The sequence below is a fragment of the Sphingopyxis sp. BSN-002 genome, assembly GCF_022024275.1.
Taxonomy (GTDB): domain Bacteria; phylum Pseudomonadota; class Alphaproteobacteria; order Sphingomonadales; family Sphingomonadaceae; genus Sphingopyxis.
The window spans coordinates 3,475,366-3,491,718 of sequence record NZ_CP091804.1; the positions used below are offsets into that span (position 1 = coordinate 3,475,366).

12 protein-coding genes are annotated in these 16,353 nt (G+C 65.2%); 2 read left to right on the forward strand and 10 right to left on the reverse strand.

The genetic code is table 11. From position 1 onward, the window contains the following. Positions 1–3: 3 nt before the first annotated feature. Entirely contained in the window at positions 4–3,066 is a 3,063-nt protein-coding gene (locus L7H23_RS17200) for a TonB-dependent receptor (RefSeq protein ID WP_237837085.1), read from the forward strand. 69 nt (positions 3,067–3,135) lie between these two features. Then, the gene (locus tag L7H23_RS17205; protein ID WP_237837086.1) at positions 3,136–4,632 is read left to right on the forward strand and encodes a glucoamylase family protein; all 1,497 of its coding nucleotides are present in this window, start codon (positions 3,136–3,138) and stop codon (positions 4,630–4,632) included. On the opposite strand, the gene L7H23_RS17210 is transcribed toward L7H23_RS17205, so the two are convergent. The 10 genes from L7H23_RS17210 to L7H23_RS17255 form a co-directional block, all read right to left on the reverse strand. Next, positions 4,633–5,496 carry an endonuclease/exonuclease/phosphatase family protein gene (locus tag L7H23_RS17210; RefSeq protein ID WP_237837087.1) on the reverse strand — a complete coding sequence of 288 codons (864 nt, stop codon included), beginning with the start codon at positions 5,494–5,496 and terminating at the stop codon, positions 4,633–4,635. Next, positions 5,496–6,839 (reverse strand): GH1 family beta-glucosidase, encoded by a 1,344-nt coding sequence (locus L7H23_RS17215; RefSeq protein WP_237837088.1) that lies wholly within the window; start codon positions 6,837–6,839, stop codon positions 5,496–5,498. The genes L7H23_RS17210 and L7H23_RS17215 overlap by 1 nt, the downstream gene beginning before the upstream one ends. Next, positions 6,836–7,567 (reverse strand): hypothetical protein, encoded by a 732-nt coding sequence (locus tag L7H23_RS17220; protein WP_237837089.1) that lies wholly within the window; start codon positions 7,565–7,567, stop codon positions 6,836–6,838. The genes L7H23_RS17215 and L7H23_RS17220 overlap by 4 nt, the downstream gene beginning before the upstream one ends. Before the next feature lie 2 nt (positions 7,568–7,569). Next, positions 7,570–8,385, reverse strand: coding sequence for a carbohydrate ABC transporter permease (locus L7H23_RS17225; protein ID WP_237837090.1), 816 nt, complete (start codon positions 8,383–8,385; stop codon positions 7,570–7,572). Continuing rightward, the gene (locus L7H23_RS17230; protein WP_237837091.1) at positions 8,382–9,278 is read right to left on the reverse strand and encodes a sugar ABC transporter permease; all 897 of its coding nucleotides are present in this window, start codon (positions 9,276–9,278) and stop codon (positions 8,382–8,384) included. Before L7H23_RS17230 ends, L7H23_RS17225 begins: the two co-directional genes overlap by 4 nt. Next, the gene (locus L7H23_RS17235; protein WP_237837092.1) at positions 9,275–10,543 is read right to left on the reverse strand and encodes an extracellular solute-binding protein; all 1,269 of its coding nucleotides are present in this window, start codon (positions 10,541–10,543) and stop codon (positions 9,275–9,277) included. The genes L7H23_RS17230 and L7H23_RS17235 overlap by 4 nt, the downstream gene beginning before the upstream one ends. A 19-nt stretch (positions 10,544–10,562) precedes the next feature. Then, positions 10,563–11,609: a LacI family DNA-binding transcriptional regulator gene (locus L7H23_RS17240; protein WP_237837093.1), complete on the reverse strand. Its 1,047-nt coding sequence runs from the start codon at positions 11,607–11,609 to the stop codon at positions 10,563–10,565. A 79-nt stretch (positions 11,610–11,688) separates the two neighbouring features. Beyond that, positions 11,689–12,774, reverse strand: a complete 1,086-nt coding sequence (gene ugpC, locus L7H23_RS17245; protein WP_237837094.1) for a sn-glycerol-3-phosphate ABC transporter ATP-binding protein UgpC — start codon at positions 12,772–12,774, stop codon at positions 11,689–11,691. Positions 12,775–12,777: 3 nt separating this feature from the next. Further along, positions 12,778–14,841, reverse strand: a complete 2,064-nt coding sequence (locus L7H23_RS17250) for a glycoside hydrolase family 97 protein (RefSeq protein WP_237837095.1) — start codon at positions 14,839–14,841, stop codon at positions 12,778–12,780. Then, on the reverse strand, positions 14,841–16,208 hold the full coding sequence (locus L7H23_RS17255; protein WP_237837096.1) for an MFS transporter: 1,368 nt from the start codon (positions 16,206–16,208) through the stop codon (positions 14,841–14,843). Before L7H23_RS17255 ends, L7H23_RS17250 begins: the two co-directional genes overlap by 1 nt. Positions 16,209–16,353 lie beyond the last annotated feature (145 nt).

Here is a 16,353-nt window from a genome sequence, read left to right on the forward strand (position 1 = left end):
GCCGTGAAGTCACACCGTCAGATTCAATCCAATGCCGCGCGCCGGTCGCATGTCCGGATGCTTGCCGCGGCGCTTGCCTATAGCAGCGCCGGTGCGGCGCTTGCGCTCGGTATGGCGGCACCTGCGCACGCCCAGGTTGCCGGCGCGTCGCTACGCGGCAATGTGAAGGCCGAAGGCGGCGTGTCGCAGGTCACGGCGATCAACACCGAGACCGGCCTGACCCGCAGTGTCACGGTGACGGAGAACGGCAGCTATAATTTCGCGTCGCTGCCGGCCGGCACCTACCGGCTCGAGCTGACGACCCCGAACGGCGTCCGCCGCACCGACAATTTCTCGCTGAACGTCGCGCAGAATGCCGTTCTCGATTTCGATTTCTCGGAGCCCGAGATTGCGACGGGGCAGGGTGACGATGCGATCATCGTCACCGGCAGCCGCATCCGCTCGATGGAAGGCGGCGAGGTCGGCACGAACATCTCGCAGCGCCTGATCGAAGTCTTGCCGCAGAACAACCGCAACTTCCTTGCCTTCGCCGACCTCGCGCCGGGCGTCCAGTTCATCACCAACGGCAGCGACCAGTCGCGCCTGCAGGGCGGCGCGCAGGGCAGCAATGCGGTCAATATCTTCATCGATGGCGTCGGCCAGAAGGACTATGTCCTGAAGAACGGTATCACCGGGCAGGATTCGACGCAGGGCAACCCGTTCCCGCAGCTAGCGATCGGCGAGTATCGCGTCATCAGCTCGAACTATAAGGCCGAATACGACCAGGTCAGCTCGGTCGCGATCACCGCGATCACCAAGTCGGGTACGAACGAATTCCATGGCGAAGGCTTCATCGACTTCACCAACCAGGATCTGCGCGACCGCCGCCCGAGCGAGAATTTCCCGCGCTACATCCCGAAGGTCCGCACCCGCGACATCCAGTTCGGCGGCGCGATCGGCGGCCCGATCATCAAGGACGTGCTGCACTTCTTCGCGACCTATGAAGGCAAGCGCCGCACCAATCCGCGCGACGTGACGCCGGGTCTCGAGCTGCCGGTCAGCTATTTCCCGAGCGAGTATCAGCAATATTTCGGCTCGGCGAGCGAGACGTTCAACGAGAATCTCTATTTCGGGAAGCTCAACTTCACCCCGACCTCGAAGGACCTGTTCGAATTCTCGGTCAAATATCGCGACGAGAGCGGCGAACAGTTCAACAGCGGTATCGCCGCCTATGAGACGCGCACGATCGCAAAGGTCGAGGAATGGCGCGGTCTTGCGCGCTGGGAGCATACCGGCGACACATGGGTCAACGACTTCAAGGTCGCCTATGAGGATGTGACCTGGGGTCCGCGCCCGCTCAACTTCGGCAATGTGTCGATCTTCAACGCCACGGTTCCGAACCCGCCGCCGGCGACGACGAGCCGCCGCGGCGACATCCTGCGCATCGGCGCGGGCAGCAACTTCCAGGACAAGGGCCAGAAGGGCTGGCAGGTCTCCGACGACTTCACCTGGACTGGCATGGAGAACCACACGTTCAAGGTCGGCGTGAAGGCGAAGTGGATCAAGCTGAACACCAACACGCAGAACGGCGTGAACCCGGTCTTCACCTATAACGTCAATTACAACCCCAACGGCGGCACGTTCAACGACGACATCCCATACCGCATGGTGTTCAGCGCGCCCGTCGCGGGCGGCGATCCGAACATCACGTCGAACAACTTCCAGTTCGGTATCTATGCGCAGGACGACTGGGAGGTGAACGACCGCCTGACGCTCAACCTCGGCGTGCGCTGGGATTACGAGCGGACCCCGGCCTTCCTGAACTATGTCCACGACCCGGCGATCGCCGAATTCGTCGCCGGCCGCGCGCCGTACACGGCGCCGAACGGCACCGTGACCCCCGCCTATCAGAACCTCGTCAACGCCGATTACGACATCGACGATTATATCTCGACGGGCAGCGAGCGTAAGGCATTCAAGGGCGCTTGGCAGCCGCGTCTCGGCTTCACCTATGCACTCGATGAAGAGAAGCGCTTCGCGATCTTCGGTGGCTACGGCCGTTCGTACGACCGGACGCAGTTCGACTTCATCCAGCAGGAACTGTCGCAGGGCCTGTTCGCGACGCGGACGTTCAACTTCAACAACCCGGGCGACACGACCAACGTCTGCGCGCCGAGCGCGACCTGTATCGCCTGGGATCCCGCCTATCTGACCCCCGAAGGCCGCGCGGCGCTGATCGCCGGGCTGCCCGTGGGTGCCGGACGCGAGCTGCGCTTCATCAACAACAAGCTGAAGACGCCCTATTCGGACCAGTTCAGCATCGGCGCGCGCGGCCGTTTCGACCTGCTCGATCTGGAAGTCGGCTATAGCTATGTGATCAGCAAGGATGGTTTCGCCTATCTGCTCGGCAACCGTCGGGCGAATGGCACCTTCTTCCCGGCAACTGGCAATCCGGACTCGCCGTTCGGCTTTGCTCCGTCGCCGTTCGGCAGCATCATCATCGGTACCAACGGGATCGAGACGAAGGCGAACACGGCGTATTTCAAGCTGACCAAGCGCTACACCGAATTCTCGCCTTGGAGCCTCGATGCGACCTACACCTTCACCGACGCCAAGGAAAACCGGCAGTTCGGCGAAACCTTCAGCCTCGATTTCCCGAGCATGGACGACTATAACTTCATCACCTCGACGGGCGTGCGCAAGCATCGCTTCGTGATGGCGGGATCGGTCGACATTCCGTACGGAATCACGCTGTCGGGCAAGTTCCAGATGGCCTCGCCGAAATATCTGGCGTCGTTCGTCTTCACGCCGGGCGACCCGCTCAGCCGGGAAGTGATCTCGACGCGGACGAAGGGCAATGGCGACCTCTGGGGCTATCGTCAGATGGATCTGTCGATAACCAAGAATATTCCGCTGAAATTCATCAATGACGACACACGTATCCGTCTGAGGGTTGATATCATCAACCTGTTCAACGACCGCAATTTCAGCGGCTTCAACGCGGTCACCGGGCTTCGTAACCCGAATGACTATGCGATTGATGGTCCGCCGCGGACGATTAAGCTATCGGCCGGTTTCTCTTTCTGACCGGCTGAATAGGACGCCCGGCCACACACCCCTCCCGTTGGCCGGGCGTCTTTCTTTTTGGAGTTTGCAATGTCGTTCCGGATCGGGGCGTTCGCCTTGCCTCTCGTGGCGTTGACCGCCGCCTGCACCGCCAACCCTGCCTCCTCCGCGATGCCGTCGCCCGCTACTGCCGCTCTGGCGCCGATGAGCGAGGCGGCCTTTTCCGAAGAATTGACCGAGCGGACCTTCCGCTATTTCTGGGATACGACCGATACCGAGCGCTGCCTCGCGCCCGACCGCTGGCCGAGCAATCCCTTCTCGTCGATCGCCGCGACGGGTTTCGCACTGACCGCCTATGGCATCGGCGCCGAGCGCGGTTATGTGCCCCGCGCCGAGGCGGCAAACCGCACGCGCGACTGCCTGCGCTTTTACTGGACCGCGCCGCAGGGGCCCGAAGCCGCCGGCAACGCCGGCTACAAGGGCTTCTACTATCACTTCCTGAAGAACGACGACGGCACGCGTTTCCGCAATGTCGAGTTGTCGACCGTCGACACCAGCCTGTTCCTTGGCGGCGTTCTTTTCGCGCAGAGCTATTACGACCGCAACGACCCGGTCGAGGCCGAGATCCGCGACCTCGCCGAGAAAATCTATACGCGCGTCGACTGGCGCTGGGCGCAGCGGAACACCACGGGTACGCAGGCCGATAACCTTCGCAACTCGCATGCCATCACCATGGGCTGGAAGCCCGAGAAGGGGTGGGAGAGCCACGACTGGGTCGGGTATAACGAGGGCATGCTCGTCTATGTGCTCGCGCTCGGTTCGCCGACACACGCCGTCGACAGGGATGCGTGGGACAGGGGCTGGGCGGCCGACCTCGAAAAGGACTGGGGCACGTTCTACGGCCAGCAGCATCTGCAGTTCGAGCCGCTCTTCGGCCACCAGTACAGCCATGTCTGGGTCGATTTCCGGGGAATCCAGGACGCATTCATGCGCGGCAAGGGCATCGACTATTTCGAGAACAGCCGCCGCGCGACGCTCGCGCAGCGCGCCTATGGTGCGGCCAACCCGAACAAATGGGTCGGCTACGGCGCCGACATCTGGGGCTGGACCGCGTCGGACGGACCCGGATATTCCGAGGGCCAGTATCGCGTCAACGGCACGTCGCGAGCCTTCAATGGCTATATGGCGCGCGGGGTCAGCGCGATCCGCGTCGTCGATGACGGCACGGTCGTTCCGACCGCCGCCGGCGGTTCGGTTGCCTTTGCACCCGAGGTGGCGATCCCGGCGTTGATGGCGATGCGTACGCAATATGGCGAACGGCTATACACGCGCTACGGCTTCAAGGACGCCTTCAACCCCAGCTTCACCTTTGCGGGCGCGACGTCAGGGGACGGCACGATCGATCCCGCGCAAGGCTGGATGGCGAACGACTATCTCGGCATCGATCAGGGGCCGATCCTGACGATGATGGAAAACCACCGCAGCGGCTTGGTGTGGAAGGTGATGCGCAAGAATCCGCACATCGTGCGCGGGTTGAAGCGGATCGGTTTCACCGGCGGCTGGCTCGATAAGGCGAAAACCGACTGATCAGCAACCCTTGCCGACGCAAAGGTCGGCGAGCACCGGATAATGGTCCGAGGGCAGCTTGCCGCCCGTCTGCTGCGTCAGCGTCGCGTGGCGCAGCACGGTCACGCCGTCGCTCACGAAGATATGGTCGATCGGGGAAGGCTCGACCTGGTCGACCTTGAACGCCGTGAAGGTGCCGAGCGGGCCGAAATGCGGCGTGCGGGTGATGGTCAGAGTATCGCGCAGTGCATCAGCGCCGGCTTCGGCAATCGCGGCATATGCCGGGCTACCGGTCGGGCTGTTGAAATCGCCCATCAGCACCACCGTGTCGCCCGCCTTGCGATGCCCGGCGATCCAGCTCCGGATCAGCTTGGCACCCTCCAGACGTGCGGTCAGCCCGACATGGTCCATATGCGTGTTGACGACGAGCAGGCTGCGCTTGCCCGCCTTGTCGGTCAGCCGCGCCCAGCTCGCGACGCGCGGATAGGCGGCGTCCCAGCCCTTGCCGGGAACATCGGGGGTGGGGGAGAGCCAGAAGGTGCCGGAGGCGACGAGCGCGAAGCGGTCGCGGCGATAGCCGAGCGGCGAGAATTCGCCCTTGTCCTTGCCGTCGTCGCGCGCGACTCCGACGAAGGAATAACCCGGCAGGTCGGCCTCGATATCGCGCTTCTGACCCAGCAGCACTTCCTGCATCCCGACGAGGTCGGGCGCATAATAGGCGACGAGGCTGGTCAGCGCTGTCCGCCGATGCACCCACGCATCGTCGCCGTCCGATGCGATATCGAGCCGGATATTGTACGTCATCACGCCATATCGGTCGGCACGCGCCTTCGCCGCCACCGGCAACGCAAGCAAAGCGGCAAGCAGCAGCGCCAGCCAGCGCATCAGAGATTCGCGCCGTTCGCCGCGATGATCTCCGAATAGAAGCGCGCGCTCCGCTTCGGCGTCCGAACCTGCGTCTGGTAATCGACATGGACGATCCCGAAGCGCTTCGAATAGCCGAGCGACCATTCGAGATTGTCGAGCAGCGACCACGCCATATAGCCGCGCACATCGACGCCCTTGGCGATCGCATCGCCGATTGCCGCGATATGCGTGCGGAAATAGTCGCAGCGCAGCGGGTCGTCGATCCCGTCGGGACCGGCGGTCGGGGGGTCGTAGAAGGCGGCGCCGTTTTCGGTGATGTAGAGCGGGATGTTGCCATAGGTGTCGCGGAACCAGACGAGCATGTCGGTCATCGCGGGGGGATAGACTTCCCAGTCGGTCGTGGTGTGGGTCGCGATCTGTTTCACCGGCGCGGCCTGCTGTGGCCACTGGTTCGGGTCGTGTTTGACGACGTTGCGCGTATAGTAATTTATGCCAATGAAATCGACCGGTTGGTTGATGTCTTTTAGATCGTCTGCCGACCATTCGGGCCATGCCTCGCCGAAGATTTCCTTCAGCTCTTCGGGATAGGAGCCCTTGAGCGCCGGGTCGAGATACTGGCGGTTCATATAGGCGTGCGCGCGGGCGGTGGCGGCAACATCCTCGGCACTGTCGGTCGCCGGATATTTGGGTTCGATGTTGACGACGAGGCCGATCTCGTGCGCCCCTTCGGCGCGATAGGCCTGCACGGCCTTGCCGTGCGAGCGCATCAGATTGTGCGTCGCGATCGGTGCCTCGAACATGTTGCGGTGCCCCGGCGCGAGCGCGCCGTGGAGATAGCCGCCGTCGGTGATCACCCACGGTTCGTTCAGCGTGACCCATTTGGTCACCAGCCCGTCGAGCGCGCGGTACATGACGCTCGCATAGTCGGCGAACCAGTCGGCACTGTCGCGGTTGAGCCAGCCGCCGCGATCGTCGAGCGCGACGGGCAGGTCCCAATGGTGCAGCGTCAGCAGCGGCTCGATGCCCTGCTTGAGCAGGGTGTCTACGAGGCGCTTGTAGAAATCGAGTCCCTTGTCGTTCACCCGGCCGGTCCCCTCGGGCAGCACGCGGCCCCAGTTGACGCTGAAGCGATACGCCTGCAGCCCGAGTTCGCGCATCAGTGCGACATCGCTTTCCATGCGGTTATAATGGTCGCACGCGACGTCGCCGGTGTCGCCCGGCGCGGCCATCAGCCGCGGGTCGTGTGTAAAGCGCTGCCAGATGCTGGCGCCCGCGCCGTCGGCGAGCGGCGAGCCCTCGATCTGATAGGCGGCGGTCGCGGCGCCCCACAGGAAATTGTCGGGGAAAGGCGTCTTGGTCATTTCTTGTCCTTCGCGGGGAGGCGGTGTTCGAGGAGCCACGCGTAAAGCGCGGGATCGTCATAGGCGGGGTCCCAGGCATTGTGGCCGAGGTCGGGATAGACGGTGAGGCGCGCCTTGCGGCCGCCGCAGGCGCGGATCGCGCGCGCCATGTTGAAGCTGCCCTCGGGCAGCACGACATCGTCGCGGTCGCCGTGGAAGGCCCAGACGGGCAGGTCCATGATCCGGCACGCGCCGCCGGGATCGCCGCGCCCGGCGACCGGCGCGACCGCGGCGAAGCGCGTCGGCTCGGCGACGACCCAGCGCCAGCTCGCGTGACCGCCGCGGCTGAGCCCGGTCAGATAGATGCGCGACGGGTCGATGCGGAACTTCTTGGCCGCATAATCGACCAGCCGGTCGAGCTTTTCGATATCCCAGTCCTGATCGGTCCCGAGCAGCGGCGAGACGAGGACGAAGGGAAAGTCGGGATCGCGATCGGCGATCTTCGGCGGGCCGTGCACCTTGACCTTTGCGACGTCGTCGCCGCGCTCGCCCGATCCGTGAAGGAAGATCAGCAACGGCCACTGCTTCGCCTTGTCGGCCGAATAGCCGCGCGGCAGGAAAAGCTGGTACGGATAATTGCCCGCCTCGATCGCGGGTTGCGGGCTTTGTCCGTCGGTCATCTGCGCCATTGCCGGAGGAGAGAGGGTGAGGGCGAGTGCCGCCAGCGCGGCGATTTTCAGTCGTTTCATGGTCATCCCTTGACGCTCCCGGTCAGGAGGCCGCTCAGATAGAAGCGCTGCAGCGCGAGGAAGAGGATCAGCACCGGCAGGGTGGTGACGACCGCGCCCGCCATCATCAGCTCATTATCCTGCACATGCTCGCGGCTCATCGCGGCGAGCGCGACGGGGAGCGTGTAGAGATTCTGGTCAGCTAGGATGATCAGCGGCCACATGAAGTCGTTCCAGCTCGCAAGGAAGACGAACAGTGCCAGCGTGACGATGATCGGGGTCAGGATCGGCAGCACGACGCGGCGCAATATCTGCCCCTCGCTCGCGCCGTCGATACGCGCCGCCTCAAGCATCTCGTCGGGGATCGACAGGCAATATTGGCGGACGAGGAAGATGCCGAAGATGCCCGCGAGCCACGGTACGAGCGCACCGGCGTAGCTGTTGACGAGCCCCATCGCCTTCAGTTCGAGAAACAGCGGCAGCATCCCGATCTGCCCCGGCACGACGAGCGCCGCGACGAGCATGCGGAAGGTCGCGTCGCGGCCCCTGAAGCGCAGCTTCGCGAAGGCGTATCCGGCGGGTACGGTGAACAGCAGGGCGAGGATCGTCGCGAGCGTCGACACCAGCACGCTGTTCGCAAGGAAGCGCCCGACCCCGAAGGTGCCGAACAGCATCCGGTAATTGTCGAGCGTCGGGCTGTCGGGGAGCAGTGGCGGCGGGAATTGCGACGCCTCCCCGCGCGCCATGAAGCTGACGGACACCATCCACAGCAGCGGCGCGATGGTGAGCAGCGCGACGAATGCGGCGAGCAGGGTGACGGTCCAGCGGCGAAGGCTCATATCGCACCCCCGCGCTTCGCGAGCTTGAGCTGTACGAGCGTCACCGCGAGAATGCAGAGGAAGAGCAGGAAGGCGACCGCCGCGCCCGAGCCGAGGTTCCACCATTTGAACCCCTCCTCGTACATGAAATAGAGGATGGTGACGGTCGACTGGGCGGGGCCGCCCTGCGTCATCACATAGGGTTCGGCGAAGAGCTGGAACATCGCCGCGACGGTCAGCACCGAGACGAGCAACACCGTCGGCGCGATCGCGGGCAGGGTGACGTGGCGGAGGCGCGTCCACCAGCCGGCGCCGTCGATCCGCGCGGCTTCTTCCAACTCGCGCGGCACGGTCTGCAGCGCGGCGAGAAAGATGATCATATTATAGCCGAAGGTCTTCCACCCGACGAAGATCAGGATCGCGGGCAGCGAGGCGTGCGGATCGCCGAGCCAGTCGACCGGCGCGATGCCGAACAGCGAGAGCAGATAATTGACGAGCCCGTAGCGCGTGTGGAGCAGATAGCGCCACACCACCGCGGTTGCGACGAGCGTCGTCACATAGGGCGCGAACAGCGCGACACGCCACACCGGACGCCATTTGAGCCAGCGCGAATTGACGAGCATCGCGGCGAACAGCGACAGGCCGACAACGAAGGGCACGCCGAGGACGACGAACCAGAGCGTGTTGCCCATCGCCTTCCAGAACAGCGGATTTTCAATAAGCCGTTCGTAATTCTGGAAACCCACGAAGCGGAGGTTGCTAAGGTCGGCGAGGGCGTAGATGTCGAAATCGGTGAAGCTCAGTACCAGCGACGCCAGCGCGGGGACCACGAAGAAAATGACGATCGCGGTCAGCGCGGGCGCGCTCATGCCCCAGCCGGCGCGAGCTTCGCTCTGGCGCCCGATCGTGCTCAAAGTGCCTGTCCTTTTTCAAGCATCCAGCGCCGCTTTTCGAGCAGGCGGTCGGCGCGGCGGTCGATCTCTTTCGCCGCGGCATCGACGGCGAATTCGCCGCGCACCATGCGCTCGGCGACGATCTGCATCTCGGTGACGATGCGCTCCCATTCGGGAACCTTGGGCAGCGCGGTCGCGCGGTCGAGCTGCGTCGCAAAGGGCGCGACGATCGGGTCGCTTGCAAGGCCCGCGTCGGCCCATACCGAACGGCGCGCGGGAAGGTCGCCAGTGAGTTTCTGGAAGCTGAGCTGTGCCGACGGCGCGAGCAGCCGCGACACGATGTCCCAAGCCGCGTCGGGCCTTGCGGTCCCGGCAAAGACGACGAGGCTCGATCCGCCCGGCGCGGCCGATCCGATGCCCTGCGGCCCGGGATTGGGCGCGGTGCCCCATTTGTCCTGCATCGCGGGCGTGAGGCGGCTTTTCATGTCGCCAATCGTCCACGGGCCCGAGGTGAAGATGCTGAAGAAGCCCTTCGCGAACTCGTCCCAGATATTCGAGATCTGCGTCGCCGATGCAACCGGTGCGAGCTTCTCGTCGAACAGTGATTTGTAGAAGGCGAGCGCCGCCTTGAACTCGGGATCGGCGAAGGCGCCGCGCGATCCGTTGTCGCGCAGCAATCGCGCGCCGGCCGACAGCGCGATGGTCAGCAATTGCTCGAACTCGTTGACCGGTAGCAGCACGGCATAATTGCCCGGTCCGGCGAGCGCCTTCACCTTGTGCAGCGCCGCCTTCCATTCGCTCCAGATGAGCGGCGGCGCGGCATAGCCCGCGCGCGCGAACAGGTCCTTGCGGTAGAATTGCAGCCGCGTGTCGACATACCAGGGCACGGCCCAGGTCTTGCCCGCGATGCGGTTGGTATCGACGACGGCGGGGAACTGGTCAGTCAGCAGATGCTCGGCCGATGCAGGCACCGGCGCGATCGCGCCGATCGCCGCCATCTCGGCGATCCAGCTGTTACCGACCTGTCCGATCGCCGGGAGCGAGCCGCCCGCGAAGCCGGTGAGCAATTTCTCGTGTGCCGCGGTCCAGGGGAGCGGCTGGACGCTGATCTTGGGCATCGACGCAGGCAGCTTCAGTGTATCGAGCAGCGCGGGCAGATGCGCCGCCTCATTCCCCATCGCCCACACGGTCAGCCCGTCGCCGCCGCGTGCACCGCATCCACCCAGCATGGGGAGCAGGGGCAGCGCAGCGAGCGCGCCTGTCATCTGGCGCCGCGTCAGCTCCACAGGCGGCGCACCTTTGGCATCACTCGGCCTCGCGCTCCGCCGCAACCGCCTTCGCAACCGCAGCCAGCCCCACCGGGCCCGCGGTCGTGCCGCGCGCGATCAGCGTCGGGGTCAGGATGTTCGCGCTTGCCGCGCCAAGCGTCTCGCCGCGCAGCAGGCGAAGCAGCAACATCATCGCGGTCGAGCCGAGCCGGTCGATCTTGACCTGCATCGTCGACAGCGCCGGGGAGACGTGGCGCGCGAGCGGGATGTCGTCGAAACCCGCGACCATGATGTCGCGCGGCACCGAAAGCCCCGCTTCGCCAAGCTGGTGGATGCAGCCGACCGCCATCAGGTCGTTCGACGCGAACACTGCGTCGGCGGGAAGCTGGCCCTGGATCAGCAGGCGCGCCGCCTCGGCGCCCGCTTCTTCGGAAAAGTCGCCGGGCAGGATCACCGGGCTGCGTTCCTTGGCGATCTTCGCCATCGCGTCGACGAAGCCGCGCTGGCGGTCGCGCGCGTCGCGGTTGTGCTTCGGTCCCGCGATATGGACGACCTGCCGCGCGCCGCGGTCGAGCAGCGCCTCGGTCATCGCATAGGCGCCATGATAATTGTCGACGGCAACGAACGGGACGTCGAGTGGACCGGCGTCATAGTTGAGCAGGACCGTCGGCAGTGCGGGGTCGAGGTGGCCTGCGAGCAGCTCGGGCTTCATGTCGGGCGGCATGATCAGCAGCCCGTCGACGCGCCCGCGCATCGAGGCGACTGCGGCGGCGGTTTCGTGCGCGCTGCCGTGCATGTTGCCGAGCAGCAGGTGCATCCCCGATTCATGCGCGACCAGGTCGATGCCGCGAATGATCTCGGAGAAGAACTCGCCGAACAGGTCGGGCAGGATCACGCCGACGGTGTCGGTCTTCTTGCGCGTCAGGCTGCGCGCACCGCTGTGGGGAACAAAATTGAGCTTTTTGACCGCCGCCAGCACCGCATCGCGTGTTGGGCCGGTGACGTTGCCGAGCCCGTTGATCGCGCGCGACGCTGTTGCGACCGATACGCCTGCCTCGCGCGCCACATCCCTCAACGTCGCCATATCCGTCGCCCCTACCGCCTGAAAGCGTGCCGTCGCCGCGGCGCGATACGGTAACCGGTTACAAGATCGCGATGCAAGATCATTCGGCGCCGCCCGTGCGAAGCGCGAGGCCGTCGCCGTCGAAGAGGTGCAGGCGATCAGGCGGAAACAGCGCGGCGACCTGATCGCCCTCGGCGAGTCTGCCGTCGTCGCGGAGCTGGCACGCGACCGGTTCGTCGCCCTCGCGCCCGCCGAGATGCACGGTTGCGAGGCCGCCAAGCCGTTCGATGAAGCGGATCGTGAAGGGCAGTGCGCCGGGCGCGTCGCCGATCGCGATATCCTCGGGCCGGATGCCGATCGAGACCGGCGCATCCTCGGCAAGCGGCGGGATTATGGAGGGCAGGGCGATGCTGCGCCCGTCCGCGAGCGTTGCCCGCCTTCCGCCTGTCACCACGGCAGGCATGATGTTCATGCGCGGCGTTCCGAGGAACTGCGCGACGAAGATGTTCGCCGGACGCTCGTACAGATCGCGCGGGGTGCCGACCTGTTCGATCCGTCCTTCGCGGAGCACGATGATGCGGTCGGCGAGCGTCATCGCCTCGACCTGATCGTGCGTAACATAGAGCGTCGTCGTGCCGAGCTGGCGGTGCAGGCTGGCGAATTCGTAGCGCATGCGCACGCGAAGGTCGGCGTCGAGGTTCGACAGCGGCTCGTCGAACAGGAAGATCTGCGGCTGGCGCACGATCGCGCGGCCGATCGCGACGCGCTGCCGCTGCCCGCCCGAGAGCGCGGCGGGCTTGCGGTCGAGCAAGGCTTCGATGTTCAGGATCGCGGCGGCGCGGCGCACCGCTTCGTCGATCGTGGCCTTGTCGGCCTTCGCGATCTTCAGCCCGAAGGCCATATTCTCGTACACCGTCAGGTGCGGATAGAGCGCGTAGCTCTGGAACACCATCGCAATGCCGCGATCCGACGGGGGCAGGGCGGTCACGTCGCGCTCGCCGATCATGATCGAGCCCGCGGTCAGTTCCTCAAGCCCCGCGACCGAACGCAGCAGGGTCGATTTGCCGCAGCCCGAGGGGCCGACGATCACAGCGAATTCGCCGTCGGCGACGTCGATCGACACGCCCTTCAGCACTTCGGTATCGCCGAAATTCTTCCGTGCATCGCGGATCGTAAGCGCCGCCATCGGTCAGCGCGCCGGGGTCAGCGCGATGGCGAAGCCGCCGCCGGCTTCCATACGGACGGGGAGTTTCGTCGCCGCAGTGACGGTCTTTTCCTCGACAGTCATCGCAAAGCGGTCGCCGCCCACGCCGCCGCCGGGGCCGTCGCGCCAGATTTTCGCGCGATAGCTCTTGCCCTTCGGCAGGAAGGCGAAGTCGATCGTCAGCTCGCGCGCCTGCTCGTCGGTGACGCCGCCGACATACCAGTCCTGTCCGCCGCGCCGCTGCCGCGCGAACACGGCATAGTCGCCGACTGCGCCCGCGAGCACGCGCGTCTGCTCCCAGTCGGCGGGGACGCGCTTGATGAACTCGAACGCGTCGGGGTGCTTTTCGTAATTCTCGGGCAGATCGGCCGCCATCTGCACCGGGCTGTAGATCACCACGAAATTGGCGAGCTGCCGCGCGAGCGTCGACGGGATTTCACGCCCGCCCTTGCCGGTCAGGCTGACGATGCCGGGGGTGAAGTCCATCGGCCCCGACAGCATCCGCGTGAAGGCGAGGTTGGTTTCATGCTCGGGCGGGTTTGGCGGGTCGCCCCACGCCTGATATTCCATGCCGCGCGCGCCTTCGCGACTGACCCAGTTGGGGTAGGTGCGGCGCAGCCCGGTGTCCTTGATCGGCTCGTGCGCGTTGATCGAGATATGGCGCTTGGCGGCCGCGAGCACGACCTCCAGATGGTGCCGCGACTGCCACTGGCCGTCGTGCCAGTCCCAGATTTCGTTGCCGCTCGCATCCTTGTGCAGCACGCCGCCCGCATCGGCGACATAGCCGGTCTTGACCGACGGCACGCCATGCTTCGCATAATAGTCCATCGTCGCGTCGAGCTGCTCGGCATAGAGCCCCGAATTGCCCGCGGTTTCATGGTGCCCCATGATCGCGACGCCCTTCGACTTCGCATAGGCTGCGACCTTGTCCATGTCGAAATCGGGATAGGCCTCGGCGAAGTTGAAATTGCGGCCATGGTCGCCGATCCAGTTGCCGTCCCAGCCCGTGTTCCACCCCTCGATCAGCACCGCGTCGAAACCGTGCTTCGCGGCGAAATCGATGTACTGCTTTGCATGTTCGGTGGTCGCGCCGTGCTTCGGCCCGCTGTTCCAGCTCCACTGGTCGAGGTGCATCGCCCACCAGATGCCGACATATTTGAGCGGCTTGACCCAGCTCACATCGCCCAGCTTGTTCGGCTCGTTAAGGTTCAGGATGATGTCGGCCGAGGCATAGAGGCCGGGGGCGTCGTCGCCGATGATGATCGTCCGCCAAGGCGTTTCGAAAGGTGCGGTACGCTGCACCTTCGACGGTTCGGACGAGTTCGAAAGGCGAGTGCGGAAGCGCTGTCCGTCGATCCGCTGCAGCCAGAAGGCGGCATAGTCGACCAGCGCCGCCTCGTGGATCGCGATATGCAGCCCGTCGTCCTTGCGGCGGAAGGTGATCGGTGTGTGCGCGGTGCCGACCTGGTTCGCGGGGGTGTGATTGTACAGATATTCGTAGCGGTTCCACTCGCCCGCCGTGATCCACCAAGCCTCGGCCTCGCCCGCGATGTTGAACTCGGTCAGCTCTTCGTCGATCCGGACGTCCTTCAGCCGCTCCTGATCGGGGAAGGCGAAGCGGAAGCCGACGCCGCTGTCGAAGACGCGCGCGATCAGGTCGATCCGCCGCTTGCCGCCGATCAGCTCGACGATCGGGACGCGCATCTCGCGGTAATTCTCGCGCGTGACGCGATTTTCGCCCCACGGCTGCTCCCATGTGCGATCGGCTTCGGCATAGGTCGCATCGCCCAGCGCGGTGCTATGCTCGAACTTGCCGTCGCCGCGGAGCATGAAGCCGAGGCGCGAGGGCGCGATCACCGGCTTGCCGTCGCGCGTCACGCTATAGGTCGGAATCTCGTTCTCGGTCGTCAGCGCGAAGCAGATGCGTTCGTTCGGTGAGCAGACCTTGTGCGTCACGTCATCGCGCGCGGCGACGGGATTGGCCGCTGCGGTCGCGAGCGCAGCGAAGGGCAGGCCGCCGGCGCGGGCGATGTCGCGCAGCCGCGGCATCAGTGCACGGTCGCGGCAGCGCTCGCCTGACGTACCGGTGCACGTCCGGCGGCGACAGCGAAGATGCAGAGCGCGACATAGCAGGCGGCAGGCAGGATCAGCGCCGCGCCATAGCCAACGGCATCCGACAGCTGGCCGGTAAGATAAGGGATCGCCGCCCCACCCACGATTGCGGTGCAAAGCAGTCCCGATACAGCTTCCGCGCGGGCGGTGGAGCGTTCGAGGGTGAGCGAGAAGATGACCGGGAACATGATGGAGTTGAAAAGGCCTATCGACAGCGCGACGAAGCCGCCGCTTACCCCGCCGACGAAGACGACATAAAGACAGAGCAATGCAGCCGCAGCGGTGAAAGCGGTGAGCAGCTTCGCCGCGGGCATGCGGGCGAGCAATACCGAACCGATCGCCCGTCCGACCATCGCGCCGCCCCAATAGAAGGCCACGGCCTTGGTCGCTTCCTGCAACGAGACGCCGGAAACACCGTCGCTGCCCATGAACCAGCCGAGCAGGGGGACGCCGAACGCCGCGTCGGACTGCCCCCAGACGCTGTCGCCGTTCAGGAGGAATGCCATATGGGTGCCGATTGCGACCTCGGCCCCGACGTAAAGAAAGATCGCAAGGCCGCCCAGCATGGCCCAGCGCGAGGCGAAGGCTTCGCGGATCAGCTCGCCCATGCCGGCGCGCGTGCCGAGGGGAGCGGGCGGGACGGCTTCATTGACGATCCGGCGGCTGACCCAGAAAAAGATGACCAGCGCGGCGATCAGGCCGCAAATCCAGAAATAGGCGGCGTCGATCCCGGCGAGGGCCTGCGCGCGCACCGCGTCGGTGACGACCGTACCTTCCTTCACCTCGACGCCCTGCAGGAACAGGTGCGCGCCGATCAGCGGGCCGAGGAAGGTGCCGAAGCTGTTGAAGGTCTGGCTGAAGGTCAGGCGGAAATGGCTGCGTTTCGGGTCGCCGAGTGCGGCGGCGAGCGGGTTCGCCGCGACCTGCAGGATCGTGATCCCGCTCGCGAGGACGAACAGCCCGGCGAGCACCAGCGGATAGACCGCGAGGTTCGCCGCGGCGAGCATGACGAGGCAGCCTGCGACCATCGTCGACAGCGCGGTCAGGATCGACGGCACCGAATGGAAACGCGCGATCAGCGCTGCGGCGGGGAAGGACATCAGGCCATAGGCGATGAAGAAGGCCGACGCCGACAATTGCGCCTCGGCATCGCTCAGCGTGAAGATGCCCTTCACGGCGGCAACGAGCGGGTCGATCAGCGAGGTGATGAAGCCCCAGGCGAAAAAGAGCACCGTAACCGCGGCAAAAGCCGCCATTGCGGTCGACTTCGTGCCGGCGCCCGGCGTCTGGCTGGGTGCGTCCATCCTGAATTTTCCTCTTCCGGAAGATTGTCGTTATGGGGAGGGTCTAGTGCGGCGCCCGGATCAATGCAACCGGTTACATGATCCTTGCCCGCCACTGCCCGGGGTGCCGGTTTTCCTTTCGCACCAAGCTGTGGCGAGGAGCGTG

Excerpts from the sequence above, each read along its gene's own strand:
- L7H23_RS17205 (WP_237837086.1), top strand. The coding sequence starts at position 3,136 with ATGTCGTTCCGGATCGGGGCGTTCGCCTTGCCTCTCGTGGCGTTGACC.
- L7H23_RS17210 (WP_237837087.1), bottom strand. The coding sequence starts at position 5,496 with ATGCGCTGGCTGGCGCTGCTGCTTGCCGCTTTGCTTGCGTTGCCGGTG.
- L7H23_RS17215 (WP_237837088.1), bottom strand. The coding sequence starts at position 6,839 with ATGACCAAGACGCCTTTCCCCGACAATTTCCTGTGGGGCGCCGCGACC.
- L7H23_RS17220 (WP_237837089.1), bottom strand. The coding sequence starts at position 7,567 with ATGAAACGACTGAAAATCGCCGCGCTGGCGGCACTCGCCCTCACCCTC.
- L7H23_RS17225 (WP_237837090.1), bottom strand. The coding sequence starts at position 8,385 with ATGAGCCTTCGCCGCTGGACCGTCACCCTGCTCGCCGCATTCGTCGCG.
- L7H23_RS17240 (WP_237837093.1), bottom strand. The coding sequence starts at position 11,609 with ATGGCGACGTTGAGGGATGTGGCGCGCGAGGCAGGCGTATCGGTCGCA.
- ugpC (WP_237837094.1), bottom strand. The coding sequence starts at position 12,774 with ATGGCGGCGCTTACGATCCGCGATGCACGGAAGAATTTCGGCGATACC.
- L7H23_RS17250 (WP_237837095.1), bottom strand. The coding sequence starts at position 14,841 with ATGCCGCGGCTGCGCGACATCGCCCGCGCCGGCGGCCTGCCCTTCGCT.
- L7H23_RS17255 (WP_237837096.1), bottom strand. The coding sequence starts at position 16,208 with ATGGACGCACCCAGCCAGACGCCGGGCGCCGGCACGAAGTCGACCGCA.